The 23,544-nt window shown below is 45.6% G+C and carries 23 protein-coding genes; 9 read left to right on the forward strand and 14 right to left on the reverse strand.

Annotation, left to right across the window (positions count from 1 at the left end):
- Positions 1-5: 5 nt before the first annotated feature.
- The gene (locus K429_RS0123650) at positions 6-797 is read right to left on the reverse strand and encodes an aspartate dehydrogenase domain-containing protein (protein WP_029328311.1); all 792 of its coding nucleotides are present in this window, start codon (positions 795-797) and stop codon (positions 6-8) included.
- 118 nt (positions 798-915) lie between these two features.
- On the opposite strand from K429_RS0123650, the gene K429_RS0123655 reads away from it, so the two are divergent.
- Together K429_RS0123655 and K429_RS0123660 are read left to right on the forward strand one after the other, a co-directional pair.
- Entirely contained in the window at positions 916-1,317 is a 402-nt protein-coding gene (locus K429_RS0123655; protein WP_007217913.1) for an FKBP-type peptidyl-prolyl cis-trans isomerase, read from the forward strand.
- Between the two features lie 13 nt (positions 1,318-1,330).
- Positions 1,331-1,903 carry a flavodoxin family protein gene (locus K429_RS0123660; RefSeq protein ID WP_007217914.1) on the forward strand — a complete coding sequence of 191 codons (573 nt, stop codon included), beginning with the start codon at positions 1,331-1,333 and terminating at the stop codon, positions 1,901-1,903.
- A gap of 27 nt (positions 1,904-1,930) precedes the next feature.
- Here the strand turns inward: K429_RS0123660 and K429_RS0123665 are convergent, their stop codons facing one another.
- Both K429_RS0123665 and K429_RS0123670 read right to left on the reverse strand, forming a co-directional pair.
- Complete coding sequence (locus K429_RS0123665; protein ID WP_029328312.1) at positions 1,931-3,058, reverse strand: glycerate kinase; 1,128 nt, start codon at positions 3,056-3,058, stop codon at positions 1,931-1,933.
- A 4-nt stretch (positions 3,059-3,062) separates the two neighbouring features.
- Entirely contained in the window at positions 3,063-3,680 is a 618-nt protein-coding gene (locus K429_RS0123670) for a hypothetical protein (protein ID WP_007217916.1), read from the reverse strand.
- Positions 3,681-3,892: 212 nt separating this feature from the next.
- Here K429_RS0123670 and K429_RS0123675 point away from each other — a divergent pair, with 212 nt between their 5' ends.
- Positions 3,893-4,495, forward strand: coding sequence for a YigZ family protein (locus tag K429_RS0123675; protein ID WP_029328313.1), 603 nt, complete (start codon positions 3,893-3,895; stop codon positions 4,493-4,495).
- 30 nt (positions 4,496-4,525) lie between these two features.
- Here the strand turns inward: K429_RS0123675 and K429_RS0123680 are convergent, their stop codons facing one another.
- Positions 4,526-4,735: a CDGSH iron-sulfur domain-containing protein gene (locus K429_RS0123680; RefSeq protein ID WP_007213658.1), complete on the reverse strand. Its 210-nt coding sequence runs from the start codon at positions 4,733-4,735 to the stop codon at positions 4,526-4,528.
- 207 nt (positions 4,736-4,942) lie between these two features.
- On the opposite strand from K429_RS0123680, the gene K429_RS0123685 reads away from it, so the two are divergent.
- Complete coding sequence (locus K429_RS0123685; protein WP_029328314.1) at positions 4,943-6,070, forward strand: HpaII family restriction endonuclease; 1,128 nt, start codon at positions 4,943-4,945, stop codon at positions 6,068-6,070.
- Between the two features lie 5 nt (positions 6,071-6,075).
- A complete protein-coding gene (locus K429_RS0123690; protein ID WP_029328315.1) occupies positions 6,076-6,636 on the forward strand; it encodes a nitroreductase in 561 nt (186 codons plus the stop codon).
- Between the two features lie 369 nt (positions 6,637-7,005).
- Here K429_RS0123690 and K429_RS0123700 read toward each other — a convergent pair whose 3' ends face one another.
- From K429_RS0123700 to K429_RS0123720, 4 genes are all read right to left on the reverse strand, one after another.
- Positions 7,006-9,336 carry a TonB-dependent receptor gene (locus K429_RS0123700; protein WP_029328316.1) on the reverse strand — a complete coding sequence of 777 codons (2,331 nt, stop codon included), beginning with the start codon at positions 9,334-9,336 and terminating at the stop codon, positions 7,006-7,008.
- A gap of 231 nt (positions 9,337-9,567) precedes the next feature.
- Positions 9,568-9,936, reverse strand: coding sequence for a GntR family transcriptional regulator (locus tag K429_RS0123710; protein WP_029328318.1), 369 nt, complete (start codon positions 9,934-9,936; stop codon positions 9,568-9,570).
- A gap of 3 nt (positions 9,937-9,939) precedes the next feature.
- Positions 9,940-10,704 (reverse strand): hypothetical protein, encoded by a 765-nt coding sequence (locus tag K429_RS0123715; RefSeq protein ID WP_029328319.1) that lies wholly within the window; start codon positions 10,702-10,704, stop codon positions 9,940-9,942.
- A gap of 16 nt (positions 10,705-10,720) precedes the next feature.
- Positions 10,721-11,548, reverse strand: a complete 828-nt coding sequence (locus K429_RS0123720) for an ABC transporter ATP-binding protein (RefSeq protein WP_029328320.1) — start codon at positions 11,546-11,548, stop codon at positions 10,721-10,723.
- A 320-nt stretch (positions 11,549-11,868) separates the two neighbouring features.
- On the opposite strand from K429_RS0123720, the gene K429_RS0123725 reads away from it, so the two are divergent.
- Together K429_RS0123725 and K429_RS0123730 are read left to right on the forward strand one after the other, a co-directional pair.
- On the forward strand, positions 11,869-12,243 hold the full coding sequence (locus K429_RS0123725; RefSeq protein ID WP_007217930.1) for a hypothetical protein: 375 nt from the start codon (positions 11,869-11,871) through the stop codon (positions 12,241-12,243).
- A gap of 2 nt (positions 12,244-12,245) precedes the next feature.
- Positions 12,246-12,668 carry a DUF6575 domain-containing protein gene (locus tag K429_RS0123730; protein WP_007217931.1) on the forward strand — a complete coding sequence of 141 codons (423 nt, stop codon included), beginning with the start codon at positions 12,246-12,248 and terminating at the stop codon, positions 12,666-12,668.
- A gap of 41 nt (positions 12,669-12,709) precedes the next feature.
- On the opposite strand, the gene K429_RS0123735 is transcribed toward K429_RS0123730, so the two are convergent.
- The 6 genes from K429_RS0123735 to K429_RS0123760 all read right to left on the reverse strand — a co-directional run bounded on the left by K429_RS0123735 (position 12,710) and on the right by K429_RS0123760 (position 20,562).
- Complete coding sequence (locus tag K429_RS0123735; protein WP_029328322.1) at positions 12,710-13,369, reverse strand: hemolysin III family protein; 660 nt, start codon at positions 13,367-13,369, stop codon at positions 12,710-12,712.
- A gap of 44 nt (positions 13,370-13,413) precedes the next feature.
- Positions 13,414-15,162: an ATP-binding protein gene (locus K429_RS0123740; protein ID WP_029328323.1), complete on the reverse strand. Its 1,749-nt coding sequence runs from the start codon at positions 15,160-15,162 to the stop codon at positions 13,414-13,416.
- A 191-nt stretch (positions 15,163-15,353) separates the two neighbouring features.
- Positions 15,354-18,203, reverse strand: a complete 2,850-nt coding sequence (gene gcvP / locus K429_RS0123745) for an aminomethyl-transferring glycine dehydrogenase (RefSeq protein ID WP_029328324.1) — start codon at positions 18,201-18,203, stop codon at positions 15,354-15,356.
- 139 nt (positions 18,204-18,342) lie between these two features.
- Positions 18,343-18,981: an MBL fold metallo-hydrolase gene (locus K429_RS0123750; protein WP_025833002.1), complete on the reverse strand. Its 639-nt coding sequence runs from the start codon at positions 18,979-18,981 to the stop codon at positions 18,343-18,345.
- Positions 18,982-19,012: 31 nt separating this feature from the next.
- On the reverse strand, positions 19,013-19,633 hold the full coding sequence (rsmG, locus tag K429_RS0123755; RefSeq protein ID WP_007213681.1) for a 16S rRNA (guanine(527)-N(7))-methyltransferase RsmG: 621 nt from the start codon (positions 19,631-19,633) through the stop codon (positions 19,013-19,015).
- A gap of 68 nt (positions 19,634-19,701) precedes the next feature.
- On the reverse strand, positions 19,702-20,562 hold the full coding sequence (locus tag K429_RS0123760; protein WP_029328326.1) for a DUF3298 and DUF4163 domain-containing protein: 861 nt from the start codon (positions 20,560-20,562) through the stop codon (positions 19,702-19,704).
- A gap of 87 nt (positions 20,563-20,649) precedes the next feature.
- On the opposite strand from K429_RS0123760, the gene K429_RS0123765 reads away from it, so the two are divergent.
- Both K429_RS0123765 and K429_RS0123770 read left to right on the forward strand, forming a co-directional pair.
- Positions 20,650-21,108, forward strand: coding sequence for a hypothetical protein (locus tag K429_RS0123765; RefSeq protein ID WP_007213683.1), 459 nt, complete (start codon positions 20,650-20,652; stop codon positions 21,106-21,108).
- A gap of 217 nt (positions 21,109-21,325) precedes the next feature.
- Positions 21,326-23,542, forward strand: coding sequence for a TonB-dependent receptor (locus K429_RS0123770; protein ID WP_022210667.1), 2,217 nt, complete (start codon positions 21,326-21,328; stop codon positions 23,540-23,542).
- Positions 23,543-23,544 lie beyond the last annotated feature (2 nt).

The raw sequence follows: 23,544 nt of genomic DNA on the forward strand, positions 1-23,544 counted from the left end.
TGTAATCAGAAGAATACAATCGGTGATGTTATGTTAAGCAGGGTGTTCACAACAGACCACCCTGCAATTTCAGCGGTGGCGCTGTACACATCAATTACGGCATGCACCTGATCGTTCTTTATTTCCACTCTTTGAGTGTCTCCCACGAATCCGGGAGTGGATTGCATGGACATTTCCATATTCTCCGGGCCGATGGAGGCCAGTGAAGCAGCAACGGCTACATTGACTTTTGTTGGGAACATGGCTATGGCTTCAGTAGCATTTCCTGAGAAGACAACACGTTGCTCCGTTTGCAATGTCTCATCATATACAGCTGTTCCCTTCAAGGCATCAGGACCTTTTTCATTAAAGAATTTAGCTTTTGCATTTCCCATTAAAGAAGCTGTCCGCAGAACATCGAAACCGCCCGTAGCACCGGAAACGATGTATACACGCGTACCGTTCGCTTTGGCAGTCTCCATCACTTCCTGATAGAATGCAGTGTCTGCCAGAGCACCGATAGACAAGGTGACGATGGAAGTACCGTTCTTTAGGGCGGGCAATGCAAACTCTTTCATGGCAGCAGGAGAGGCTGCTTCTACCAGATAATCCGGTTTCAGTGCCAGTAAATCTTCCGGGGTTGTACATGCTACGCAGGATTTCCCGTGTTGCTGCATTTTACTAACTATACGTTCAGCTTTTTCTGCTGTGCGTGAGTAAACTCCAACTAAATCATATTCCGGCAATAAGCCATTAACAACTGCATCCGAAACTATTCCGGCCAGTCGTCCACATCCGACAATAACTAATTTTTTCATGGAGCAAAGATACCGCTTATTCATATAATCTCCAAAAACGCACGATGAGCTTATTCCATATTTGGGTGGATAGCATAAATGTTGTACTTTTGTGGGAAAGAAGAATCATTTATAACTTATGGGACGAAAAGAAGAATATAAATTGCAGAATGAGCGGTACCTGGAGGCTTTGCGTGCAGAGAATGATATCCGGGAACTGCCTTGCGGAATTCTATATCGGGTATTGGAAGAAGGGAATGGCGGCAATACTCCCCGTTTGAATAGTATCGTAACTGTGCATTATAAAGGCACTTTGATAAATGGCCGCGAGTTCGATAACTCCTGGAAACGGAATTACCCTGAGGCTTTTCGTCTGAATGAAGTCATTGAAGGCTGGCAGATAGCCCTGCAACGAATGCATGTAGGAGATCATTGGATTGTTTATATTCCTTATGCAATGGGATATGGTACACGTAGCAGTGGCCCTATTCCTGCTTTCTCTACTTTAGTGTTTGACGTCCAGCTATTGGGAATTGCGTAAATACGGACTAATTATGAAAATACTGATTATCAACGGAAGTCCCCGCAAGCAAGGACATATCTCGAAAATGCTGCAATTGATGGAAACGGAAGCCCGGGCGAATGGGGACGAAGTTACCGTGATTAGAGTGGCTGACCTGCAAATCAGTCCCTGCATCGGCTGTATGAGTTGCCGTGAGAAACTGAAATGTTGTTTGCCCGAGGATGATGCACAACGTGTGCTGAAGCAGATAGAAGAAGCACAAGCACTGATAATCGGCGCTCCTTGTTATTGGGGAAACCTGCCGGGACAACTGAAAGTGATGTTCGACCGCATCGTTTACGGAATGATGGGAGAGACCTCACGAGGCATTCCTATCGGCCTGCATAAAGGTAAAAAGGCAGTTATCGTAAGCACTTGCACTACTCCATATCCTTTCAATATATTCTTTAATCAGACAAGGGGAGTAGTAAAAGCGCTGAAAGAAATTCTGAAATGGAGCGGCTTTAAAGTTGTTTCAGCCATCGAGAAAGGCGGAACGAAACAACATCCCGGACTGACGGAAAGGGAAATGAAACGTTGTCGCAGAGTGATACATAAACTCTGATACGGAGATACACTTGCATCTAATCATTTATTTCTTGCAAATAGACTCGACTGTTTGCTGTATGTTTTTGCGTGCAACTTCCGGTCTCATGGCTTCTTCTAACGATATGAATGGAGGGTTAACAGAGAAGACCCCTTCAAACCCGGCTTGTTGTAATTCATCCGAATCTTCTATGTTGCCGGCTAACAGGATTACCGGAATATTTTGTTTTCGGGCTTCAGCAAGTATGCCGGAAGGAACTTTTCCCATCAATGTTTGCCGGTCAGCTTTTCCTTCTCCGGTAATGATCAGGTCAGCGCTTTTTATTTTATTACTGAAGTCAAGAGCTTCCAGCATCAGTTGTATGCCGGGTTTCAGTTCCGCATTCAGGAAAGCCAGCAGACTACCGCCCATACCTCCGGCGGCACCGGCTCCGGGGTGATGGGAAATATCTTTTCCCGTCGTATGACGGATGACTTCTGCAAAGTTTTGCAGTCCTGCATCCAATGCCTCCACCATTTCCCGGTCTGCTCCTTTCTGAGGTGCAAAGACATAAGCCGCTCCTTCGGGACCATAGAATGGATTTTGTACATCGCAGGCAACAGTAAATCGGCAACTGTTTAAAGCCGGATGGACACAAGTGCTGTCTATATGCGCTACTTTTATTAATACTTCTCCACGGCCTGTCCCTACTTCTTTACCCTCCTTGTCTGAAAAACGAAAGCCTAATGCCTGAAGCATTCCTAACCCCGCATCATTGGTTGCACTGCCACCAATGCCAATGATAAAGTTGCGGCAACCACGTTCCAGAGCATCACGAATGATTTCTCCCGTGCCGTAAGTGGTAGTCAGCATTGGGTTTCTTCTTTCCGGTGGAACTAAAGGCAATCCGCTGATGCTTGCCATTTCTATGAAAGCTGTTTCCCCATTTTCGGAAATGCCGTAATAAGTATTGCGCCACCTCATCAATGGATCGTGGGCGGAGATCGGAACTTCCTGACCGTTGGTTGCCATAATCAGCACATCCAGCATTCCTTCGCCCCCATCGGCTATGGGCAGGCAGATGACTTCACATTCCGGGTATACGGAACGAATACCCTCGGCGGCTGCTTTTCCAGCTTCTGCCGAGGGCAAACATCCTTTAAAGGAGTCAATAGCTATGACTACTTTCTTCATATATTTAGATTTCCTCTATATCTTCTATATCTTCCAGTTTGGCTTCGGCTTTTGCTTCTGTCTTTGTCAATTTCCTGGTGTTGTTGGCAATGACGGCCAATGCGCGATACAACTCGGCAAGCAGGCGTGCGAATACCACAATCAGGAAGCCGTATATAGGCATCAGGAAGAACATACCGGAAGGTATCGGCAGTATGTATCTGATTTCATTGGCAGCAAAGATTGCAATAACCACCGAACACAGTGTACCGATGACACCGATATAAAGTCCCAGCCATTCACCCATCGTCTGCGTCAGGTGCGATACAACAGGAATGGCAATGAATTCATTTTCTTCCTGAATAGCTTCTTTCAGTTTGTTTTTCCGGTTCATCCAGAGCAGATAGCTTCCCCATGCTCCTGCGCAAAGGATAATGAACAGCAGAATGAAAGCAAGGATTAATTTCCCTTCGGCATATTTAAAGAAGTCCATCTCGATGACCTTTGCCAGTATAAAGATAGGAAACAGCAAGTTCAATACGGCAAAGATGACATAGAGCCAGCGGAAGGGTTCGCGGAAGAAACGACCATTGTCGATGTAACCCAGCAGAGGGTCGAGAAAGGTAAACAGCTTGTTGTTCATAGTAATAAATGTTACTTATGGGAGGACCTTGCATGCTAAGATTATCAGTATGAGGCCCTGATACATACTCATAATCAGACTTTTTTCTATGGAATGCGCTGTACTTTTGACAAACTTACGAAAAAACTTCTAAAGTCTGCCTGTTTCGTCTGAAAAAGAGAGAGGATTAGAAACTATTTTCTCATAACAATAAGAATACTTATCTTTGCAGCATGAGTGAAGATACCTACAAAACCATAAGCGCCCCTTCCGAAGGGATTTACACTGAGAAGCGCAGCAAGTTCATTGCTATCGCTTTGCCCGTGCGTACTGTCGATGAGGTAAAATCGCATCTGGAAGTTTATCAGAAGAAATATTATGATGCCCGCCACGTCTGCTACGCCTATATGCTGGGACCCGAACGTAAAGATTTCCGCGCCAATGATAATGGAGAACCTTCCGGTACGGCAGGAAAGCCGATCCTGGGACAGATAAACTCCAATGAACTGACGGATATACTGATAATTGTTGTCCGCTATTTCGGCGGTATAAAGTTGGGAACAAGCGGACTGATTGTTGCTTATAAAGCTGCCGCTGCCGAGGCGATAGCTGTTGCCGAAGTGATAGAGAAAACGGTGGACGAAGCAGTGACCTTCTTGTTTGAATATCCCTTTATGAATGATGTAATGCGTATCGTAAAGGAAGAAGAACCGGAAATTCTGGAACAGTCGTATGATATGGATTGCCGTATGACACTTCGCATCCGGAAGTCGATGATGCCGAAGTTGAAGGCGCGTCTGGAAAAAGTAGAGACATTACACTTCGAGGAAGTGTAATGTCTCCGGCTTCCTGGTGATCCAGTACGTTTATTTCAAAGATAAATCATTATAGTGGATTTTCCGGTGTGTACCATCGCAAAAGGGTTGTTTATAGGACTTACCGCACCGGCATAAGGCAATTCTGCCTGTTCGTATTTCCGCTTTTCCTTCTCTGTCTATCAGTTTAAAATTGCCTTCCACAATGAAAGGCCCATTCGGTGTAGCTGTGATGGCTACTATATTCTTTTCATTTTCCATGCTATAGGGAGTTAAATGTTTGATGTTTTAGGTAGAACGCTTCTACATGGAAATAGTTTGTCCATTCACTTTCTTTTGGGGGGATTTCCTTATCTTTAAATAAAATAAGCTATGCTTCAGCATAACTTTTTCATGCCAGCATGAAAGTTCTACCTTCGATTTGCATTATCTTTGCACACTTGTTAATTAGGAAAAAAACAATTTGTTATGGCATTCGAAGCTACAAAACGTGAGTTGGGCGAACTCTACACATTCTTTCGCCTCCTGGCAGACGGAAAGGTTTCACTGGGTACACCGCAAGCCCGGAAGGATGAAACGAAGTGTTGGCCTGTTGCGCTGATACAGAGGGAGGAACATGACGGTACGCGTCGTTATTATATAGAGCAGGGCAATGTCCGCATTGTCAGTGGTGTGATAGAGAAGGAGGGGACATTTGTTGCAGCCGATAAGGAGGAACAAGTCATCCCCCGTGAAGATTTTGGTGGAGCGGCCGAGTTTATCCTTGAGTTACTGAAGACTACCAGTGGCACTGACGCCATTGAAGTTCCCGAAGGACTGGAGGCATTTCTGGATGCGGTCAATATCTACGACCTGGAAGCGAAGACGGAAGACCGTACGGATTTCTCAGTAGCTTTCTGGCATCCCGAGGCTCCGCTGACGGGATTCAATGTCCGTTGTCGTCTCAGCTCAATGAATCCGTTGCTCGATGGCGGACGTACGGCAAATCTGAAACTGGAACAGTCGGGTGTTAAATTTGCCACGCCTACGGTAAATAAGGTGAATGCTTTGCCGGAGTCTCCTACGGAGGTGGCTGAGCGTATGCTGATGATTGAACGTCTGGGCGGAGTACTGAAATATTCCGATGTAGCCGACCGTGTATTCCGTTGTAATTTGCTGATGATTGATTTGCATTTTCCTCGTATGCTGGCTGAAATGGTGCGTATGATGCATCTCGACGGCATAGCCCGTATCAGTGAACTGACGGAACGCATCAAAGAGATAAATCCCTTGAAGATAAAAGATGAGCTGATAAACAAGCATGGTTTCTACGAGTTTAAGATGAAGCAGTTCTTGTTGGCACTTGCCTTTGGTATGCGTCCGGCAAAGATTTATAACGGTACGGACTCTGCCGTAGAAGGTATTCTGCTGGTGGATGCAGAAGGAGAAGTGCTTTGCTATCATAAGTCGGAGCACCGGACATTTGCCGATTTCCTCTTCCTGAATACCCGTTTGGAGAAAGGCTCGGTAGACAAGGACAAGTACGGCTTTCTGGAAAAAGAGAACGGCGTGTATTATTTCAGACTGAATGTAAAGATTGGATTGACAAAAAAATAAAGAGTATGAATGAAGTTTTAAAAGCCATCAAGTCGCGTCGCAGTGTACGCGCTTATACGGCACAACAGATTTCACAAGAAGATCTGAATGCTATTTTGGAAGCGGCAACCTATGCTCCCAGTGGTATGAACTATCAGACGTGGCATTTCACAGCCATTCAGAATGCCGCGGTGCTGGAAGAACTGAATGAGAAGATCAAAGGCGCTTTTGCCAAGAGTGAAGAGCCCCGTTTGCAGGAGCGTGGACACAGCCAGACCTATTGCTGTTATTATCATGCGCCTACGCTTGTCATCGTATCCAATGAACCGACGCAGTGGTGGGCAGCTATGGATTGTGCCTGTGCCATGCAGAATATCTTCCTTGCTGCAAAATCTCTCGGAATAGGCTCCTGCTGGATCAATCAATTGGGGCAGACTTATGATGATCCTGAGGTACGTGCTTTCCTGACGAAGCTGGGTATTCCCGAAAATCATCGTGTGTACGGTTGCGCTGCTTTAGGTTATGCGGCAGCTGCCCCGGTTAAGGAAAGGCAGCTTGCGGAAGGCACTGTGACTATTATTAAGTAATACCGGACCTGCTTTTCAGGAGCTATCAACCTGATAAAATTCATCTCCATGTTCCCAGATTTGTTTCATGGCTTGGAACTCTCAGTTTCATGCCGTGAAACCAGTAGTTTCATTGCTTGAAACTGACAGTTTCACACCGAGAAACTGTTGGTTTCATCCTTTGAAACTGGAAATGAAGAATAAGGATGAAAAAGGGATCATGCGGAAGAAAGATTTTTCTTCCCGTTTATAAATAGAAAAAGTCCGCAGGGGAGGCGGCAGTCAGGTAATTAATGAATTATACATGAAGCAATTTGTATAATCCGCCACCTCGCCCTTTGGACTTCCTCTTTTCACAAAGAGGGCTGAAATGAAATTATATCCGGATCTTTATCTCTGCATGTCAATGATGCCACTGTCCGTATCACTATTGTTCAATCCCTTGTTTCCGGCTTTGTGCTTGCGGCCGAACTCGAACGTATAGCCTATGCGGAGTATGAACATTTGCCCCGTCTCCTTCACAAAAGTTTCCGAACGGAAGGGAGCCACCTCACTGATGCGTTCTTTTCCCACCTTATAATTATTGGTGAAAGGAAACAGAACACCAATCCCTGCCTGAAAGTTCTGCTTGGCGTACATTGCCATAAATGCCGTCTGATTTTCATTCTTCTTGATGGTCTCACCGAAGAAGTTGTTCTGCACCTTCCTGAATTGCCCGAGCAAAGAGAAGCCTTTGTATTGCAGTTGCGCCATCACACTGTAGTAAAATTCATCGTACGTGTGGCTGTATTCCAAACCTTCCGACCAACTGCGAGTGTATCCTCCCGAAGCATAAAGAGTCAGGAAATCTTTCAGTCCGAACAGTGTTGCCCCGTTTGTGCCGATCATCAGTTCCGCATTCAGGCTCTGAAACGAGCGTTGGTTTTCATCTTTCAGTATCAGTTTTCTATCCTCGACGAAGATACTTTCCATGATGGGACTGTCGTAATACTGATGGCGCAGGCTCAGATTGGCATTGAACTGTTTCTTAGAATAACTGTAGGACAAGGAATTTGTGAACTGCTGGTATGTTTTCAGCAACGGGTTACCACGAACAATCTGTATGGTATCAATAGCCTGTTCCACATCCGTCAGCGAACCGAGTGAAGGTATGGCGGGACTAATATTGAACCGATAGCGCAGGAAACCCGCTTTCTTCAAATTATAACTCAATCGTACGGTAGGCGTGAAAGTATAGTAAGCATGGTCTTCGTCACTTTCCTTGAACCAGGCGCGCGTCATGCCTACGCTGCCTGCATAACTGAACTCCTTTACCTTGCCCTGCACCTCAAAGAAAGCGGAGGTCTGTGCCTGATCCATCTTCGAAGTTGTGGGGGTGGAGCCTTTGTACTCATTTTCCGTCCTCATCTGATAGTGGCGGGCACCGCCGCTTAGTTTTACATCCTTGAAACTCTTTTCATAAATGGCCTCACCGATGATGGAGCGTTTGTCACCGTCCACCAGTGTCTGAATGTCTGCCAGTGGCGTATTCTCATTTTTGTACTCCTTATATTTCCGGTTGTTTTTGGTATGGATGAGCGTTCCCGTCACATTCATCTGAATGCTCTGTTGATGGGGCAGGGTATGCTGGAAGTAAAGGTCGAGTGCCGGAGAATAGCTGGACGAATGGTTGTTGACGTACGAATAAATAGATTCCGTATCTCCTGCCGCCCACATTTTGTTCAGTTCATTCTGATAGGGAGCGTTGTTGAGGTTATTGCGAAAGATGGCGTTGAATACATATTTGTCCGCTTTTGTCAGATTGTAAGTCAGATTCAGGTTGTTGATGAAACTGAGTGCGGGAGATTCATCTTCGATACCTTCCTTGATGCGGTCGATGGTACGGTCGCCCAGATAGAACGTTTCGTGAGATTCGAGGCGGCTGTGGTATTTGCCATTCTTGTTGAAGTAGTCAATGCCCCATTCGGAGTTCTTGTAGTTGAACTTCGCACTCAGGAAATTCTCTCCCCACAGGGTATGGGGCGAGTCGGAAAGCTGGAAGTTCACCACACCACCCGTTTCGCGGCGACGCAGGATAATATTGACTACGGCACCCAGTTCGTCGTCACCGTATTGCTTGCCCGGGTCTTCGATGAACTCCACGCGTAGCACGTCTTTGGCTCTGACGGCGGCTATTTCCTTGTCCGTCACTTTGATGCCGTTGATACGGGTTTGTACGGCTCCGCCACCGCTGATGCTCATGCTATTGGTGAACTTGTCCACTTGCAGACGGGCGATGCCGAGGTTATTCAGCAGATCGTAGGCACCGAACGAGCGTTTTAGCTGGCTCTCGGTGGGCAGGATAATCTGACGGTCCACGCGTTGAAGCACGTTGCTGGCGGATACGGTCACTTCACCCAGGCTTACGGCATCTTCCTGCAACTGTACATCGCCCAGGTCGAGGTTGTTGTTCAGTTTCAGTAGGATGACTTCACTTTGATAGCCGATAAAAGTAATGGCCAGGCGGTAATTACCCGCCTTGATTTTATTGAGGGCAAACTTACCCTGCGTGTCCGAAGTCACTCCGGTCACCAGAGTGGAGTCCGTGGTCCATAGCGATACATTGGCGGCTATGATGGCTTCTTGCGAAATATCCGTAACACGTCCTTTGATTGTAAGGTTCTGTGCCTGCGTACTGAGTACGGAGAGGACAGCCAGTAGTAAAAATAGTTTTGTTTTCATATTCGTTCCTGTTAGTAGATTACTGTTTGATTAGAGATGTAAAAGGCACTCCTCCCTGTCAGGGAAGATTCTATAATTTGTATTTCAGATGTTTATACTTTCGGCGTCGAGGCTGTAAAAGTTAAGACTGTACAGCGGAATTCAGTTCGTACATCAGAGTAAAAACTTTGACTATGATGAGCACGAAGAGGAGTCCGAAGGTAATCCATAATGCTGTCTTTGCGTATCTCTTCATGAACTGCTGTTTTTAAGTTTATTATATCGTTCTATTACTTCATCTATGCTGATGCCGAGCAGTTCCATATTGAGGAATACATCGGCCAGTTGGTTGTCGAAGAATTCTTTCTTCTGTATCTTCATCACTTTCTTCACCGCATCCTTTGCCAGATAGAAGCCCATACCCCGTTCCGGATAAATAATGTCTTCCGCCTGTAGGTATTCGTAGGCTTTCATTACGGTGCGCGAATTCACGGCAAGCTGTGTAGAAAACTCCCTGACCGAGACTACCCGCTCTTCCGCCCGCCATTCCCGGGTGAGTATCTTGCTGAAACAGAAGTCTACGATCTGTTGGTATATTGGTTTGTTGGTTTTAAACTCCATAGCTTACAGTTGTTTTTCTTTGAGCAGGAAGTAGACTGATACCCATGTTCCGATGATAAACAGCGGGGGAGTGGCATAGTTGCAGAAAGCGATGATGGCTTCTCCCGTGGGAGATACCGGGAAATTATATATTGGATAAGCTATAATATTTGACATCCAATATCCATGAGAGTCAGCGGGGGCACATATTGTCATGAGTGCGGTGAGCCCCAGCATGATGATGAGACAGAGGCATACGAGGATAAAAGAACTTATCATTTTTTGACGCTTAAAGGCTATACAGCCGATGAAGAAGATACCCTGTAGCAGACTGTATGTCAATAGTTGGCCTTTATTGACTACGTAAAGTTCGATAAGATTCCCGAAGTGTTGCAGATAGTCGATACCTGACAACATGAATACTCCTTTGAGAGCTACAATTATCAGGGCACAGAATAGCGGAAGTATGAGTATATATTTCAGCCATAAATGAATGAACTTTTCCAAAGCAGAAGCGGGTAGCAGCAGATAGAGTGTGGAGTTATGCTTGGAGATACTTGCTTCCAGCAGGCAAGGAGCGATGCAGAGGAACCACAAAGTATAGCGACTCAAGGATGCGGCTTGCGTCTGTTCTGTATAGAAACTTGCTCCTTTATTAATATCATACATCATACAGAGAATACAAATCCCCAGAACGACACCTGCACTCCATAACAAGTGTTTTCCGGTTTCTTGCTTCTTGTATTTCTCCAATAGGAAGAAACGTTTCAGATTAAAAGTTGTATTCATAATTTCTTCTTATGATTTATTCATTCCATATCGTTTTAATTTTCTCCGGTACTTGCAGCGCTGCCTTATACAGTAGTTCAATGTCCGCTGTATTCTCTTCTCCCTCTTCATTAGGTAGGATAGAGAAGTAGCCATGCAGGTCTTGTTCGCTATAAAGGCTATCTTCGGGTAGATAGGCTGTGCGGACAAAAAGCAGCCGTTCACTGATTTCATCCAGTGAGCGGTTCAGTAAGATTTCGCCTTCGCTGAGGATGATGAGGTGATCCAGCAAGTTTTCGAAATCGTGTGCCTGATGAGTGGAGATGAATAAGGTGCTTTCATCATCCACGGTGCGACTGATGATACGTTTCAAGGCTTGCCGGGAGGTGATATCCAGTCCGTTGGTAGGTTCGTCGAGCAGGGTGAGGGGAGTGTGCAGGGCTAAGGCATACGCCAGCATCGCTTTCTTCTGTTGTCCGTAGGAGACGGCGGAAAGTTTCTGTTTTCCATCGATGTGCAATTCTTCCAGGTTCTGTTCGAAATCCTTGCGGCTGAAATGGGGATAGAATACGGAATGGCGGGCGGCGAACTGATAGATACTTTCAGTAGGCATTTGCATTTCTTCCGGTAGAAAGAAGTAGCGGTTCAGCAATTCCGGACTTCTTCGGGCGGAGTTACTGTTATCGATGCTGCATTCACCTTTCCAGGGGAAAAGAAGTCCGCAAATGAGATGTATCAGTGTTGTTTTTCCTACACCGTTTTCTCCCAGGAGTCCGTATATCCCACTGCCTACTTTTAGAGATATATCACTGAAAATAGGTTGTTTAGGCTTATAGCCGTAGCTTATATTCTCTATCTTTATCATAACTTTATAGGTGTTGCACTGATGTACAACACTGCAAACGTAGATGATGCTAAGGAGAAAAGCAAGGAAGAGAGACTTTAATTAATATATTTTAGCAGATGGATGTTTATAGGATAAGCCATACCGCCACCATGTGACATGCCGACCCTGCCAGTACGAAGAAGTGAAAATGGAACACGCGTTGAATTCGATTCAGGATAACTTGTTGCATAAATATCTTGTGAAATGGTGATATATTTGGGTTGATAAATATTCTGAGAAATATTTGTTTACTTGTACAGAAGCAGTAACTTTGCGAGAAATACACAGATAAGGAAATAATGGAAGTAGAATGGTTTGAGTTGTTGCCAGAACAATGTCCACCCGAAGATGCTCAACAGTGTGATGGTTATTATTATAGAATAGCAAACGGCAATCCTGCGCAATCGGTAGATTTTTTTTCGCAGAGAAGACTGCAACCGGACAAAGTGTTTAAGGGGCTGGGCGTAGATGAGTGTATAACAAGAGCCGTTTCTTTGTTTTCTGACAGAAAAGAGGCTGAGAAAAGATTGAAGCTTCCAAAGTTCAGGAATGCAAATATTGCCTTGGTTGAATTGAAGCCTAAAGATGGGATGATAAAGAAAACTTTCGGCACTGCACATTATTCTTGGTGGAGAACGAAAGATTTTGATGTTTCACAAGCTAAAGTAATCTGATTATGGAAAATGTATTAAGGATAGAAAAGATATTGGATTTCTGTGATGTACCACAGCTTTTTGTGGCACGTGATGCCTTTGATACTTTGTATCTTTGTTTGCTATATGAAGATGAATTGCTTTGTCGCTATACAGGTATTCGTATTTCTGCCCGGCGCTTGGAAGACTTTTTGAGTGGCGGTATAGATTTACGCTCACTTTTCATTCATCCTGAAAACAAACATGAATATTTTGATGTAGTGTTTCAGACGGGGCAATATCAACACGAGAGGCTCATGGAGAAATCGTTGCCTGAAGATAAATTGCCTGCTGAGGGATATATATTGTCAGGAGATATGCGTGAGAATGTGGTAATTAATCTCCCTGTAAAAGACCGTAGCCTGTTGGCGGAACTTGTGCGTAAATTCGGATGGGCGTGTATGTGATGTGTTGTAAGGGGATTAATGTAATTTCCTGCGTATTTATTTTATAGGATAAGCCACACCGCCACTATGTGACATGCCGATCCTGCCAGTACGAAGAAGTGGAAGACAGAATGCATATATCGCTGTCGGAAAGAGTAGAATACGGCTCCGGTGATGTAGCAGACTCCTTCGGCAATCATCCAGTAGCAAGTTCCTTCGGCAATGGCATATAGAGGTTTGAAGGCAACCAGTACGGACAATCCCATGACAATGAAGCAAATGGTTTCCACATTGCTATGCTCCTCCATCTTGCGGAAACTCACGATAGTGCCGATTATGGCGCATAGCCAGACGAATCCGAACAATCCCCATCCCCAGGCACCTTCATTCCGCAGTGCAATCAGCGTGACGGGTGAATAACTGCCTGCAATGTGCCAGTAAATAGCTGCATGATCCCAATTCCGCAACCGTTTCTTCCAGGGATTATGGTATTTCAGCGCATGGTAGAGGGTAGAGGAGACGTAAGAGCCAAGCATACCGAAGAGATAGAGCCAGATGCCAAATACAGCCCAGAAGTTTCCACTCTGATAGCCTTTCACGAGAAATATCGTGCCGACAATAATCCCCATCAGGATGCCTGCGGCGTGCGAGAGGGTATTTATTCTCTCTTCGGCTTTTGTGTAGAAAAGTCCGTTTTGTTTCTTTTTTCGGGTGATGCTCATTTATAGAAATGCGATGTTTACACTTTCGTTCTTCGCTGATAAATTTATTCTATTTCTTCTACCTCCTCCATTGCTACCACTTCCCATGTACGGAAGACAACGGTAATGAGTCTTAGTTTTGCCGTTCCGATGCTCTGTGTCACGATGGGGTCGGCGGCATATTGCAATAATTGCGTGCGTGCTTCCGTCATGAGCTCTTGCTCTTTGTCGGCAGGATCGGAGGCCTTGGCGTACTTCACTTCCAGTAGATAGAGATAGGGAATACCCGTTACCGAGGGGTTGGGGCGGAAGTAAAAGTCGGCATAGCCCTTGCCCGATTCGTATTCCGGTTGCAGATAGTAATAATTAGTCAATCCCAGATAGGCGAGCAGGAACCCTTTCACGTGCGCCTCGCCGTCGATGAACTCACGGATGCGACTCTGGCGTTTCAATTCTTCACCGATGTAGGTGAAGACGGGTTGCCAGTCGCCGTCGTAGGCCATACCTGCCATCAGGTTGTTTAGTTTGTTGAGATCTACTGCGAAGAGTTCGGCCTGGTGGTAGGTGTCGACGAGATAAGTGTAGAGTTGTTCGCGTACCGTCTGGTTGGGGATGGTGAGTACAACGTTTCCCCGCTCCGTGCCGCTGATGGTCAGCAATCCGAAGTAGTAGAGCAGCGACTTGAAGTTGTTGGTGTCTACCATTCGGTCGGCGGGGAAGCTACTGTTGATGTTGGCCGTAGTACGTCCGTTTTCCACAATCTCGCGGATGATGGAGAAGTTGGCTCCCAACTCTCGGTCTATGCGAATGAGGTGACGTATTTTGTTGTAGTCCGTGCGGATGTTCCTGTCGATCATCTCCTTTGGTGGAGTGCCTAGGCGCAGGAAAGTGGAGAGGAAATAGAGCACCATGTCCGAGTTGAACATCGACTCGGACAGTGTTTCTTCCGCGAAGCAATAGTTGTCATACCAGGGTTTCATCATCGTGATGAGATCTTCCACTTCGGTTTTCAGCGTGCCCTCTTCTTTGTAATAAGTGAGCATGGTGCGTAGCTCCGTTTCGCTGAAGCCGACGATGCCGTTGAATTGTGGGTCGGTGCTGAAGTTGGAGCCGATGTTGAATCCGCTCGTCACGTCGTCCAGCGTGATGGGCGACACTCCGGTGATGAACATTCGCTTCAGTGCCTGTTCGCTGCCGGTGGTGGCGGCTTTTATCACGTTGAAGAAGAAGCGGAAGAATCCCTCGCCGTGGGGGGCCTTCTGATAGGTCTCGGTGCCGTAGGTGGAGAGTATGGTGTTGGTAAAGTTGTCGTACTCATCGATAATAAGGTAGAGGTTGAGTTTTAGGAAGCTGGCTTTGGTGTTGATGTAGCTTAGGCCGGATGCTGCCGTTTCGCGTTCCATCAGTTCCTGGCGGAAGCCGGGAGCGAAGAGGTGCTCGTAGCGGTCAGCAAAATCAATGAAGCGATCTTTGCAGTGCTCCTCAAAGGAGTCAAGCATCCGGTCGATGTTGGAACTTACTGCCGAGAAGTTGAATCTCAGAATCAGGAACTTTGCCCGCAGTGCTGTAGGATGTTGGTATATCCACCGTTCTCCGAAGAGTTCTTCGAAGCGATTGGCGTTGTTGATGTCATAATAGCTTTCAAGCATACTCAGCGTGAGGCTCTTGCCGAAACGCCGGGGGCGGATGAGGAAGAAAAACGAAGCGGCCTTCTCTATCAGTGGGATAAAGTGGGTTTTATCTACGTAATAATAGTTTTCGAGGGCGAGGCGGGCGTAGTCGCTCAGACCGTATGGAATTTCTTTTGTAGCCATGATGAATATTGCTTTAAAAATAGGTACAGATGCAAAGGTAACAACTTTTTCTTTATTATGTTGCTGCGCTGCGTAAATTCTCCGTCACCGGTTTTTGTGAGATGCTATTTTAGTTATTAGGAGATAAAAAAAGCGGAACTATCATCATGTAGTTCCGCTTCTTGATTAATACGATGTGCCGAAAAATGAGATTATTCAAAGCATCCGTAGCACGTCGGCAACAACTTACGGTCGCCCAACGTGTTATCTACACGCGCTACATTTATCCAGAATTTATTTTCACGTACGCTTTCTATCGGATAAGCAGCCTTTTCACGGGTATAACTATGTTCCCAGTTGTTGGCTACCACCTCATATTCAGGGTGCGGAGCATTTACCAGAACATTGTCTTCCTTATCCGCTTTTCCTTCTTTCACTTCCTGAATCTCTTCCCAGATATTGAGCATCACCTTCACGAAGTTTTCCAATTCGCTGAAGCTTTCACTTTCCGTAGGCTCTATCATCAGTGTGCCGTGGACAGGGAAGGAGAGGGTAGGAGCATGATAACCATAATCCATTAATCGCTTGGCAATATCATTCTCACTGATGCCCGTTTCTTCGTGAATCTTACGACATTCCAGGATCATTTCATGACCTACGAACCCCGTAGCTCCACGATATACAATGCCGTAAGTATCCTTCAGACAAGCAGCCAGATAATTGGCACTGAGGATAGCGATTTTCGTTGCACGGGTCAGCCCTTCCGTACCCATCATGCGGATGTATCCGTAAGTGATAGGTAGAATACCTGCACTACCGAACGGAGCGGCAGACACTGTATTTACAGGATTACCGAACAACGGATGCCCCGGTAGGAACGGAACCAGATGTTCCGCTACGCAGATAGGACCCACACCCGGACCACCACCGCCATGAGGTGAAGCAAAGGTCTTGTGCAGGTTCAGATGGCAAACGTCGGCGCCGATAACTCCGGGGTTCGTCAAGCCCACCTGCGCATTCATGTTTGCACCGTCCATGTATACCTGTGCACCGCAATCATGGATGATGCGGCAGATTTCTACGATTTCCGTCTCAAAAATACCGTGGGTGGAAGGATAAGTGATCATCAGTGCAGCCAGATCGTCTTTGTTCTCTTCCGCTTTGGCACGCAAGTCAGCCATATCAACATTTCCTTGCTCATCGCATGCACAAGTCACGGTAGTGAAACCGGCCTGGATGGCAGATGCGGGGTTGGTACCATGAGCAGATGCGGGAATCAGCACTTTGTTACGATGTCCCTGTCCGATGTTCTCCAGATAAGCGCGGATCACACGGAGACCGGTATATTCGCCCGCAGCACCGGAGTTCGGTTGCAGACTGACACCTGCAAAACCTGTAATGACTCTCAGTTCTTCGCTGAGATTGTTAATCAGTTCACGGTATCCTTCTGCCTGGTCTTCGGGTACAAGCGGATGCATACACATAAATTCCGGACGGCTGAGGGGCAACATTTCTGCCGCAGCATTCAACTTCATGGTGCAGGAGCCGAGGGAAATCATGGAGTGGGCAAGGGAGATATCCTTACGGTCAAGGCGCTTGATATAGCGCATCATCTCCGTTTCCGTATGATATTTATTGAACACTTCATGTGTCAGATAAGCGCTCTGGCGTTTCAGAGTCTTATTAATAGTATTGCTTACGGGAATATCATCCACTTTGGTGTAGTCTTTTCCTGCGGCAATGGCAAAGATGGAAAGCAACACATTGGCAGCGGATACATCAGTTGTTTCGTCAATACTCATACCTACGTCTCCATTATCAAAGTAGCGCAGATTGACTTCCTTACTCAATGCGATGGTACGTACCTGTTGGGCAGATACGCTGTCGGGCAACACAAAGCGAAGGGTGTCGAAGTATTGGTCATTCACTTGTTTGTATCCCAGTTTCTTGATACACTTTTCCAGATATGCGGCGATGCTGTGGATACGTTCTGCAATGGCATGAATACCTTCCGGACCGTGGTACACGGCATAAAAGCCCGCCATGGTTGCCAGCAGAGCCTGTGCGGTACAGATATTTGAAGTAGCCTTTTCCCGTTTGATATGTTGCTCGCGGGTTTGCAGTGCCATACGGTAACAGAGTTTTCCGTATTTATCTTTTGACCAACCGATGATACGTCCCGGAATATTGCGTTTGTATTCGTCGCGCGTAGCGAAGTACCCGGCTGACGGTCCGCCATAGAACATCGGTGTACCGAGGCGTTGGGTGGTACCGAATACAATATCAGCTCCCCATTCTCCGGGAGGGGTGAGCAGGGCAAGACTCAGGATATCAGCGGCAACGGCTACTTTGCAGTTAGCGGCATGGGCTTTCTCTACAAAGGCACGGTAATCTTCTGCGTTTCCGCTTGCATTCGGATATTGCAGTATACAGGCAAAAATATCCGGTGTCAGTTCCAGTTCGGAATATTTTCCCGTGCGTATCTGAATACCTTGCGGGATAGCACGCGTAGTCATTACAGCCAGTGTCTGTGGGAAAATGTTCTCGTCCACAAACACTACGTTTGCACCGGACTTCTGCATATCACGTGGACGCAGGGCGTACATCATGCTTACGGCTTCGGCAGCAGCTGTAGCTTCATCCAGCAGAGAACAGTTGGCAAGTGGCATACCTGTCAGGTCGCATACTGCGGTCTGGAAGTTCATCAACGCTTCGAGGCGCCCTTGCGAAACTTCTGTCTGGTAGGGGGTATAAGAAGTGTACCATACCGGATTCTCGAATACATTCCGTTGAATAACGGCGGGGGTAATGGTGTTATACCAGCCGAGGCCGATATACGTTGTGTAAAGTTTGTTTTTGCACGCCAACCGGGTGATGTGTTGTCCGAACTCATATTCAGTCATAGGCGCGGGCAATGCCAATGGTTCTTTCAGGCGAATGTTTGCAGGGATGGTTTTGTCTATCAACTCATCCAGACTGCCGACTCCTATTTTCCGGAGCATTTTCTCTTCGTCTTTTTCGCTGATGCCGATGTGGCGGCAAGCTAATAGGTCGTTTTTCATATCTATATTTTGATTAAAAGTTTATGCTTTCTTTTTCACCACAGATTACACGGATTATCACAGATTAATAATTTCTTTTACTGATTGTCGGATAAAGAAATCCGTGTGAATCTGTGTAATCTGTGGTGGACTCTTACTCTTATCTGAAGAATGGATTTTCTGCCTTTTCAATACCGATAGTGGTCGGGGCGCCATGTCCGGGATAGACAATCGTTTCATTGGGCAGTATGAACAGGCGGCTGCAAATGTGCTCTTTCAGTTCGTCGAAATTACCACCGGTAAGGTCGGCACGTCCGATGCTGCCCTGGAAAAGTACGTCACCGGAGAACATGCAATGATCTGCGGCACAGTAGTAAACAAGGCTACCCGGTGAATGTCCCGGTACGTGGATAGCTTCTAACGTAGTGTTACCGAAGTTGATGATATCTCCGTCATGAAGATAGTGTCCTATCGGTGCGGGCAGTTCGTTCCAATGAAAACCGAACATGCGGCTTTGTTTCGGAGCTTCGTCAATCCAGAATTCATCGGCTTTGTTGGCTTCCACCGGCAGACCGAATTCTTTGACCATGAAAGCATTTCCAAAGATATGGTCCAGATGCAGGTGCGTATTAAGGAGGTGCTTTACGTTCAGGCCATTTTTGTGAATGAAGTTCTTCAACGCTTGTTTTTCCTCCTCATAGTAGCAACCGGGATCTATCACGGCAGCTTCAAGAGTGTCGTCCCACAGAACATAACAGTTTACTGGGAACATATTAAACTCAAACCTTTTTATTTTCATGATAGGTATATGTTAGTCATTATTTCTGTGATTAAGGCGTCACGTAAACCACTTTCTTCGTTTCAAAGAATTCTTCTTCGAAATAGTCTTTCAGATCATACATCATGGTCTTATTCTTGAAAGGCATGGCTTCATTTGCCAGCTCACCACCTTTCAGGCAGATCAGTCCGTTTGGCATAGCATTGTGTTGCTCGGAGGCGATGTTTTTGCGGATGATTTTCAGCAAGTCGGCCAACGGCATCACGGCACGGCTTACAACGAAATCGAAGAGTTGCTTTTCCTCCTCAGCACGTGCATGGCGGAAAGTCACGTTTTTCAGTCCGATGCTGTTGGCTACTTCCGTTGCTACACGTACTTTCTTCCCGATGCTGTCAACAAGATGGAATTTCACCTCGGGGAATAAGATGGCAAGGGGAATACCCGGAAAACCACCGCCCGTTCCAAGGTCCATGATGCGGGTGCCGGGGGTAAAGCGAATCACTTTAGCTATACCCAATGAATGGAGTACGTGGTGTTCGTACAGGTTTTCAATGTCTTTACGTGATATGACGTTTATTTTTGCATTCCAGTCCGTATAGAGATCATAGAGGGACGCAAATTGCTGCTTCTGCGCCTCTGTGAGGTCTGGGAAGTACTTTAGAATGATTTCCATGTGAATAATTTATGAATTATGATTTATAATTTATGATTTACGATGCGGGTGGAAGTCCTAAATCATAATTAGTTCTCGTTTCTTATTTCGTTCAATACCATAGTATCATCACTCAGCAGATGCGACATGATCTCATAAGGCAAGGTAATTTTTACCGGGCCCATCACATAAGGAGCAATTTCATAAATGTTATAATAGAAGGTGATACCTTTGGGACTTAGGTAGAAGTTTTCAGTCGGTTCCAGGTCTCCTGTACTTGTATAGCCCATATCCTCTACTTCCTGGCGTGTAGTAACTTTATTGTCTGCCATGAGCTGGTTCCATAATAAATCGGTGAGAGCTTCCTGATATTCTCCTACAAAAATATCATCCAGGCATATCGGGCTCAAGGTGCGCAGGTCCATATTCAGGAAAGTAGACATATAAATACCATGTGCGCCTCCGGTATATTCATTGTAGTTGATGCGGTAAACCAGCAGATGTTTTTTATAATACTGCACGTGGCTTTCAATACCTTTATAATAAGAATACCAAGCTAATATTGAAGCAGAGTCTTCTTTTTCAGCTTCATCTTTGGCATACATCGGTTCCAAATCTTTCAGGTAATCCTTGATATAGTTTTCCTTGTAAAGTTTTATCGCCTCTTCAGGTTTCAGAGTCATGTATTTATCTCCGAAACAGGCTGAAAGGAAATAGGTGTTCAGACTGTCTTTCAGCTTTTCGTCGGACGACTTATTAGCGTATGCAAAGTTGATGATGATGTTGCAGCCGGGCTTCGCAGTGTCTCCGAAGAGGTGGGCTACCTCATTTACCTGTATACTGTCGAACTCCAGCGCACCCGCGCTTTTGTTCACAGTGTTACCGCAAGAAAATAAAAAGCCACTTGCCGCAAGTAGAATGACAAGTAGGCTGACATATTGCTTTTTCATTTGGACTTTCTTCGTTAAATTCAACATTTCGATATCAGTTCGTTATCGACAAATATAGAACATATTAACGAATAGAACATATAAAAAATGAAAAAAGATAGGTATGAATGCTTTTATCTGGCTATCTTTGCACCGGATATGAAGAGACTTCGTTACATATTGGCAGTTTTATTGTCCCTGACGGTTGTTTATGCAGGGGCAGGAGTCTCTATTGTCCATTATTGTTGTGCCCGCTGCGAGACAGCGCAAGCATGTTGCACCAATGGATGTGCCAAATGCCATAAATCTCATAAAACTTCTCATAAACCGGAAAAATCTTGCAAAGACGAAGGCTGTACGGCTACTTTTTATAAAGTGGATTTGGTGAAATATTCATGTGAAAGTCCTGTTATAACCGTACCTGTCATTCAACTTTTCTGCGAAGTATTGCCGGATTTCCAATACTCCTTGCCTACGAGGGAATTGAAAGAGGCGTCGTATGCCGTACCTCCGCATCCTGATAGTTCGAGGCAGTATCTGGCCTTATATTCTGTTCTCATTATTTAGAATCAATTAGTGTGCAGGAGAAGTGTTTTCCTTCCTGCCCGGTTCTATCCAAAGCTATATCTGAACTGTGTCTGGTCCGTAGTTTGTCCGTATCTAAGAGTACGGAGATGATACCTTTGCACGTTCTCTTTTAAAGAATTGATAGCTGGATAGTCTTGCAACCTTGTTGCATGAAATATATCCTATTTTTGTACCCTTAATAAATGAATTCAGATATATGAAATATATATTCTTATTAATTTCACTTTTTACTTTTAATTTTTTGCAGGCGCAAGTAACAGGTGTCGTAAAAGATGCTGCCGGAGAACCTATTCCGGGAGCGAATGTGTTTTGGATGAATACAACCAATGGAGTAACTACCAATGAAGACGGTAACTTTTCAATTCATAAGCCTGCTCGCAGCCACATGCTTGTAGTTAGCTTTATTGGTTTTGAGAATGACACGATACATGTAGACAAAGGAAACCAACAACTTGATATTGTTCTTCGTGAAGGAGTGGAACTTAGTGAAGTAAATGTAGTGACCCGCAAATTGGGAACTATGAAACTGCGCACCAGTGTGATGAATGAAGATATGATCAGTAGTGCCGAACTGACACGTGCGGCTTGCTGTAACCTGGGAGAGAGTTTTGTGACGAATCCTTCCGTGGATGTCAGTTACTCGGATGCAGCTACGGGAGCCAAACAAATTAAACTGTTAGGACTTTCCGGTACGTATGTGCAGATGATGACTGAAAATATTCCCAATTTCCGGGGGGCTGCCGCTCCTTATGGTTTAGGATACGTACCCGGGCCGTGGATGCAGAGTATACAGGTCAGCAAAGGAAGTTCGTCCGTGAAGAATGGATATGAGTCCATAACCGGACAGATCAATGTAGAATTCAAGAAGCCTCAATTGCCGGAAGCGGATTGGGTGTCGGCAAATCTTTTTGCCAGTAGTACGAACCGCTATGAAGCCAATGCGGATGCTACGGTAAAGTTGTCGAAGCGATGGAGCACTTCTTTGTTGGCACATTATGAGAATGAGACGAAATCTCATGACTCTAATGATGATGGTTTTGTAGATATACCTCGTGTGGAGCAATATAATGTCTGGAACCGATGGGCATATATGGGTGACCACTATGTATTCCAGGCAGGTATAAAGGCGTTGCATGAAACTCGAAACAGCGGTCAGATTGCACACGGAAATACTCCTTCGCATGACCTGTATGAAATAGGTATCAAAACAAATCGTTACGAAGCGTTCACGAAGAATGCTTATATCTTCGACAAAGAGAAAAATACGAATCTTGCTTTGATTTTACAGGGAACGTTGCATAATCAGGATGCCAATTACGGGCGTAAACTGTATGATGTGGATCAGAGTAATTTTTATGCTTCGCTGCTATTTGAAACGGAGCTCAGTAAGCAGCATAGTCTGTCTGCCGGATTAAGTTTCAACTATGATGGTTACGATCAGAACTATCGGCTGACGAATCAGGCAGAAGAAGGGCTGACGAAGAAATTTGTGAAGGAGTCTGTTCCGGGAGCTTATGTCCAATATACATTCAATCTGAACGATCAGTTGATGCTGATGGGAGGTATTCGGGGAGATTACAGTAGTGAGTACGGCTTCTTTGTGACGCCGCGTGCCCACGTCAAATATAATCCGAATGAATATCTGCATTTCCGTTTGTCTGCCGGCAAGGGATATCGTACGAATCATGTATTGGCGGAGAATAATTATCTTCTGGCAAGTAGCCGCAAGATGAAGATTGCTTCTCATCTAGACCAGGAGGAAGCGTGGAATTACGGTGCGAGTGTTTCGACTTATATCCCCCTTTTCGGTAAGACGCTGAATGTGAATGCAGAATATTACTATACGGATTTTCTGAAACAGGTAGTAGTGGATATGGACAGCAATCCGCATGAAGTGGCTTTTTACAATCTGGATGGGCGTTCTTATTCGCATGTATTCCAGGTAGAAGCCAATTATCCGTTGTTCAAAGGCTTCACTTTGACTGCGGCTTACCGTTTGACGGACGCGAAAACTACCTATAATGGTAAATTAATGGAGAAGCCACTTACTGGTAAATATAAAGGCTTGTTGACTGCTTCTTATCAGACTCCTCTGGGCTTGTGGCAATTCGATGCTACCTTGCAGTTGAATGGTGGTGGAAGGATGCCCGATCCTTATGAACTGTCTGACGGAAGTCTTTCGTGGGAACGTCGTTACGGTAGTTTCCAGCAACTCAGTGCGCAGGTGACGCGCTATTTCCGTCGCTGGTCTGTTTATATCGGCGGTGAGAACCTGACGAACTTTAAGCAGAAGAATCCGATAATCGATGCTTCTAACCCATGGGGAGAGAATTTCGATGCTACCATGGTGTGGGGACCGATGCACGGGGCGAAAGCATATATCGGGTTGAGGTTTAACCTGGCAAGAAACTAATA

This window comes from Bacteroides sp. 14(A) (assembly GCF_000526555.1).
GTDB classification, from domain to species: Bacteria; Bacteroidota; Bacteroidia; order Bacteroidales; family Bacteroidaceae; genus Bacteroides; species Bacteroides cellulosilyticus.

What these genes read in the sequence shown, in the direction of transcription:
- K429_RS0123760 (WP_029328326.1), bottom strand. Translation starts at nt 20,562, where the DNA reads ATGAAAAAGCAATATGTCAGCCTACTTGTCATTCTACTTGCGGCAAGT.
- K429_RS0123765 (WP_007213683.1), top strand. Translation starts at nt 20,650, where the DNA reads ATGAAAAAAGATAGGTATGAATGCTTTTATCTGGCTATCTTTGCACCG.
- K429_RS0123750 (WP_025833002.1), bottom strand. Translation starts at nt 18,981, where the DNA reads ATGAAAATAAAAAGGTTTGAGTTTAATATGTTCCCAGTAAACTGTTAT.
- K429_RS0123665 (WP_029328312.1), bottom strand. Translation starts at nt 3,058, where the DNA reads ATGAAGAAAGTAGTCATAGCTATTGACTCCTTTAAAGGATGTTTGCCC.
- K429_RS0123730 (WP_007217931.1), top strand. Translation starts at nt 12,246, where the DNA reads ATGGAAAATGTATTAAGGATAGAAAAGATATTGGATTTCTGTGATGTA.
- K429_RS0123675 (WP_029328313.1), top strand. Translation starts at nt 3,893, where the DNA reads ATGAGTGAAGATACCTACAAAACCATAAGCGCCCCTTCCGAAGGGATT.
- K429_RS0123670 (WP_007217916.1), bottom strand. Translation starts at nt 3,680, where the DNA reads ATGAACAACAAGCTGTTTACCTTTCTCGACCCTCTGCTGGGTTACATC.
- K429_RS0123715 (WP_029328319.1), bottom strand. Translation starts at nt 10,704, where the DNA reads ATGAATACAACTTTTAATCTGAAACGTTTCTTCCTATTGGAGAAATAC.
- K429_RS0123740 (WP_029328323.1), bottom strand. Translation starts at nt 15,162, where the DNA reads ATGGCTACAAAAGAAATTCCATACGGTCTGAGCGACTACGCCCGCCTC.
- K429_RS0123725 (WP_007217930.1), top strand. Translation starts at nt 11,869, where the DNA reads ATGGAAGTAGAATGGTTTGAGTTGTTGCCAGAACAATGTCCACCCGAA.
- K429_RS0123770 (WP_022210667.1), top strand. Translation starts at nt 21,326, where the DNA reads ATGAAATATATATTCTTATTAATTTCACTTTTTACTTTTAATTTTTTG.
- K429_RS0123700 (WP_029328316.1), bottom strand. Translation starts at nt 9,336, where the DNA reads ATGAAAACAAAACTATTTTTACTACTGGCTGTCCTCTCCGTACTCAGT.
- K429_RS0123655 (WP_007217913.1), top strand. Translation starts at nt 916, where the DNA reads ATGGGACGAAAAGAAGAATATAAATTGCAGAATGAGCGGTACCTGGAG.
- K429_RS0123685 (WP_029328314.1), top strand. Translation starts at nt 4,943, where the DNA reads ATGGCATTCGAAGCTACAAAACGTGAGTTGGGCGAACTCTACACATTC.
- K429_RS0123710 (WP_029328318.1), bottom strand. Translation starts at nt 9,936, where the DNA reads ATGGAGTTTAAAACCAACAAACCAATATACCAACAGATCGTAGACTTC.
- K429_RS0123720 (WP_029328320.1), bottom strand. Translation starts at nt 11,548, where the DNA reads ATGATAAAGATAGAGAATATAAGCTACGGCTATAAGCCTAAACAACCT.
- K429_RS0123735 (WP_029328322.1), bottom strand. Translation starts at nt 13,369, where the DNA reads ATGAGCATCACCCGAAAAAAGAAACAAAACGGACTTTTCTACACAAAA.
- K429_RS0123650 (WP_029328311.1), bottom strand. Translation starts at nt 797, where the DNA reads ATGAAAAAATTAGTTATTGTCGGATGTGGACGACTGGCCGGAATAGTT.
- K429_RS0123690 (WP_029328315.1), top strand. Translation starts at nt 6,076, where the DNA reads ATGAATGAAGTTTTAAAAGCCATCAAGTCGCGTCGCAGTGTACGCGCT.
- K429_RS0123660 (WP_007217914.1), top strand. Translation starts at nt 1,331, where the DNA reads ATGAAAATACTGATTATCAACGGAAGTCCCCGCAAGCAAGGACATATC.
- gcvP (WP_029328324.1), bottom strand. Translation starts at nt 18,203, where the DNA reads ATGAAAAACGACCTATTAGCTTGCCGCCACATCGGCATCAGCGAAAAA.
- rsmG (WP_007213681.1), bottom strand. Translation starts at nt 19,633, where the DNA reads ATGGAAATCATTCTAAAGTACTTCCCAGACCTCACAGAGGCGCAGAAG.
- K429_RS0123680 (WP_007213658.1), bottom strand. Translation starts at nt 4,735, where the DNA reads ATGGAAAATGAAAAGAATATAGTAGCCATCACAGCTACACCGAATGGG.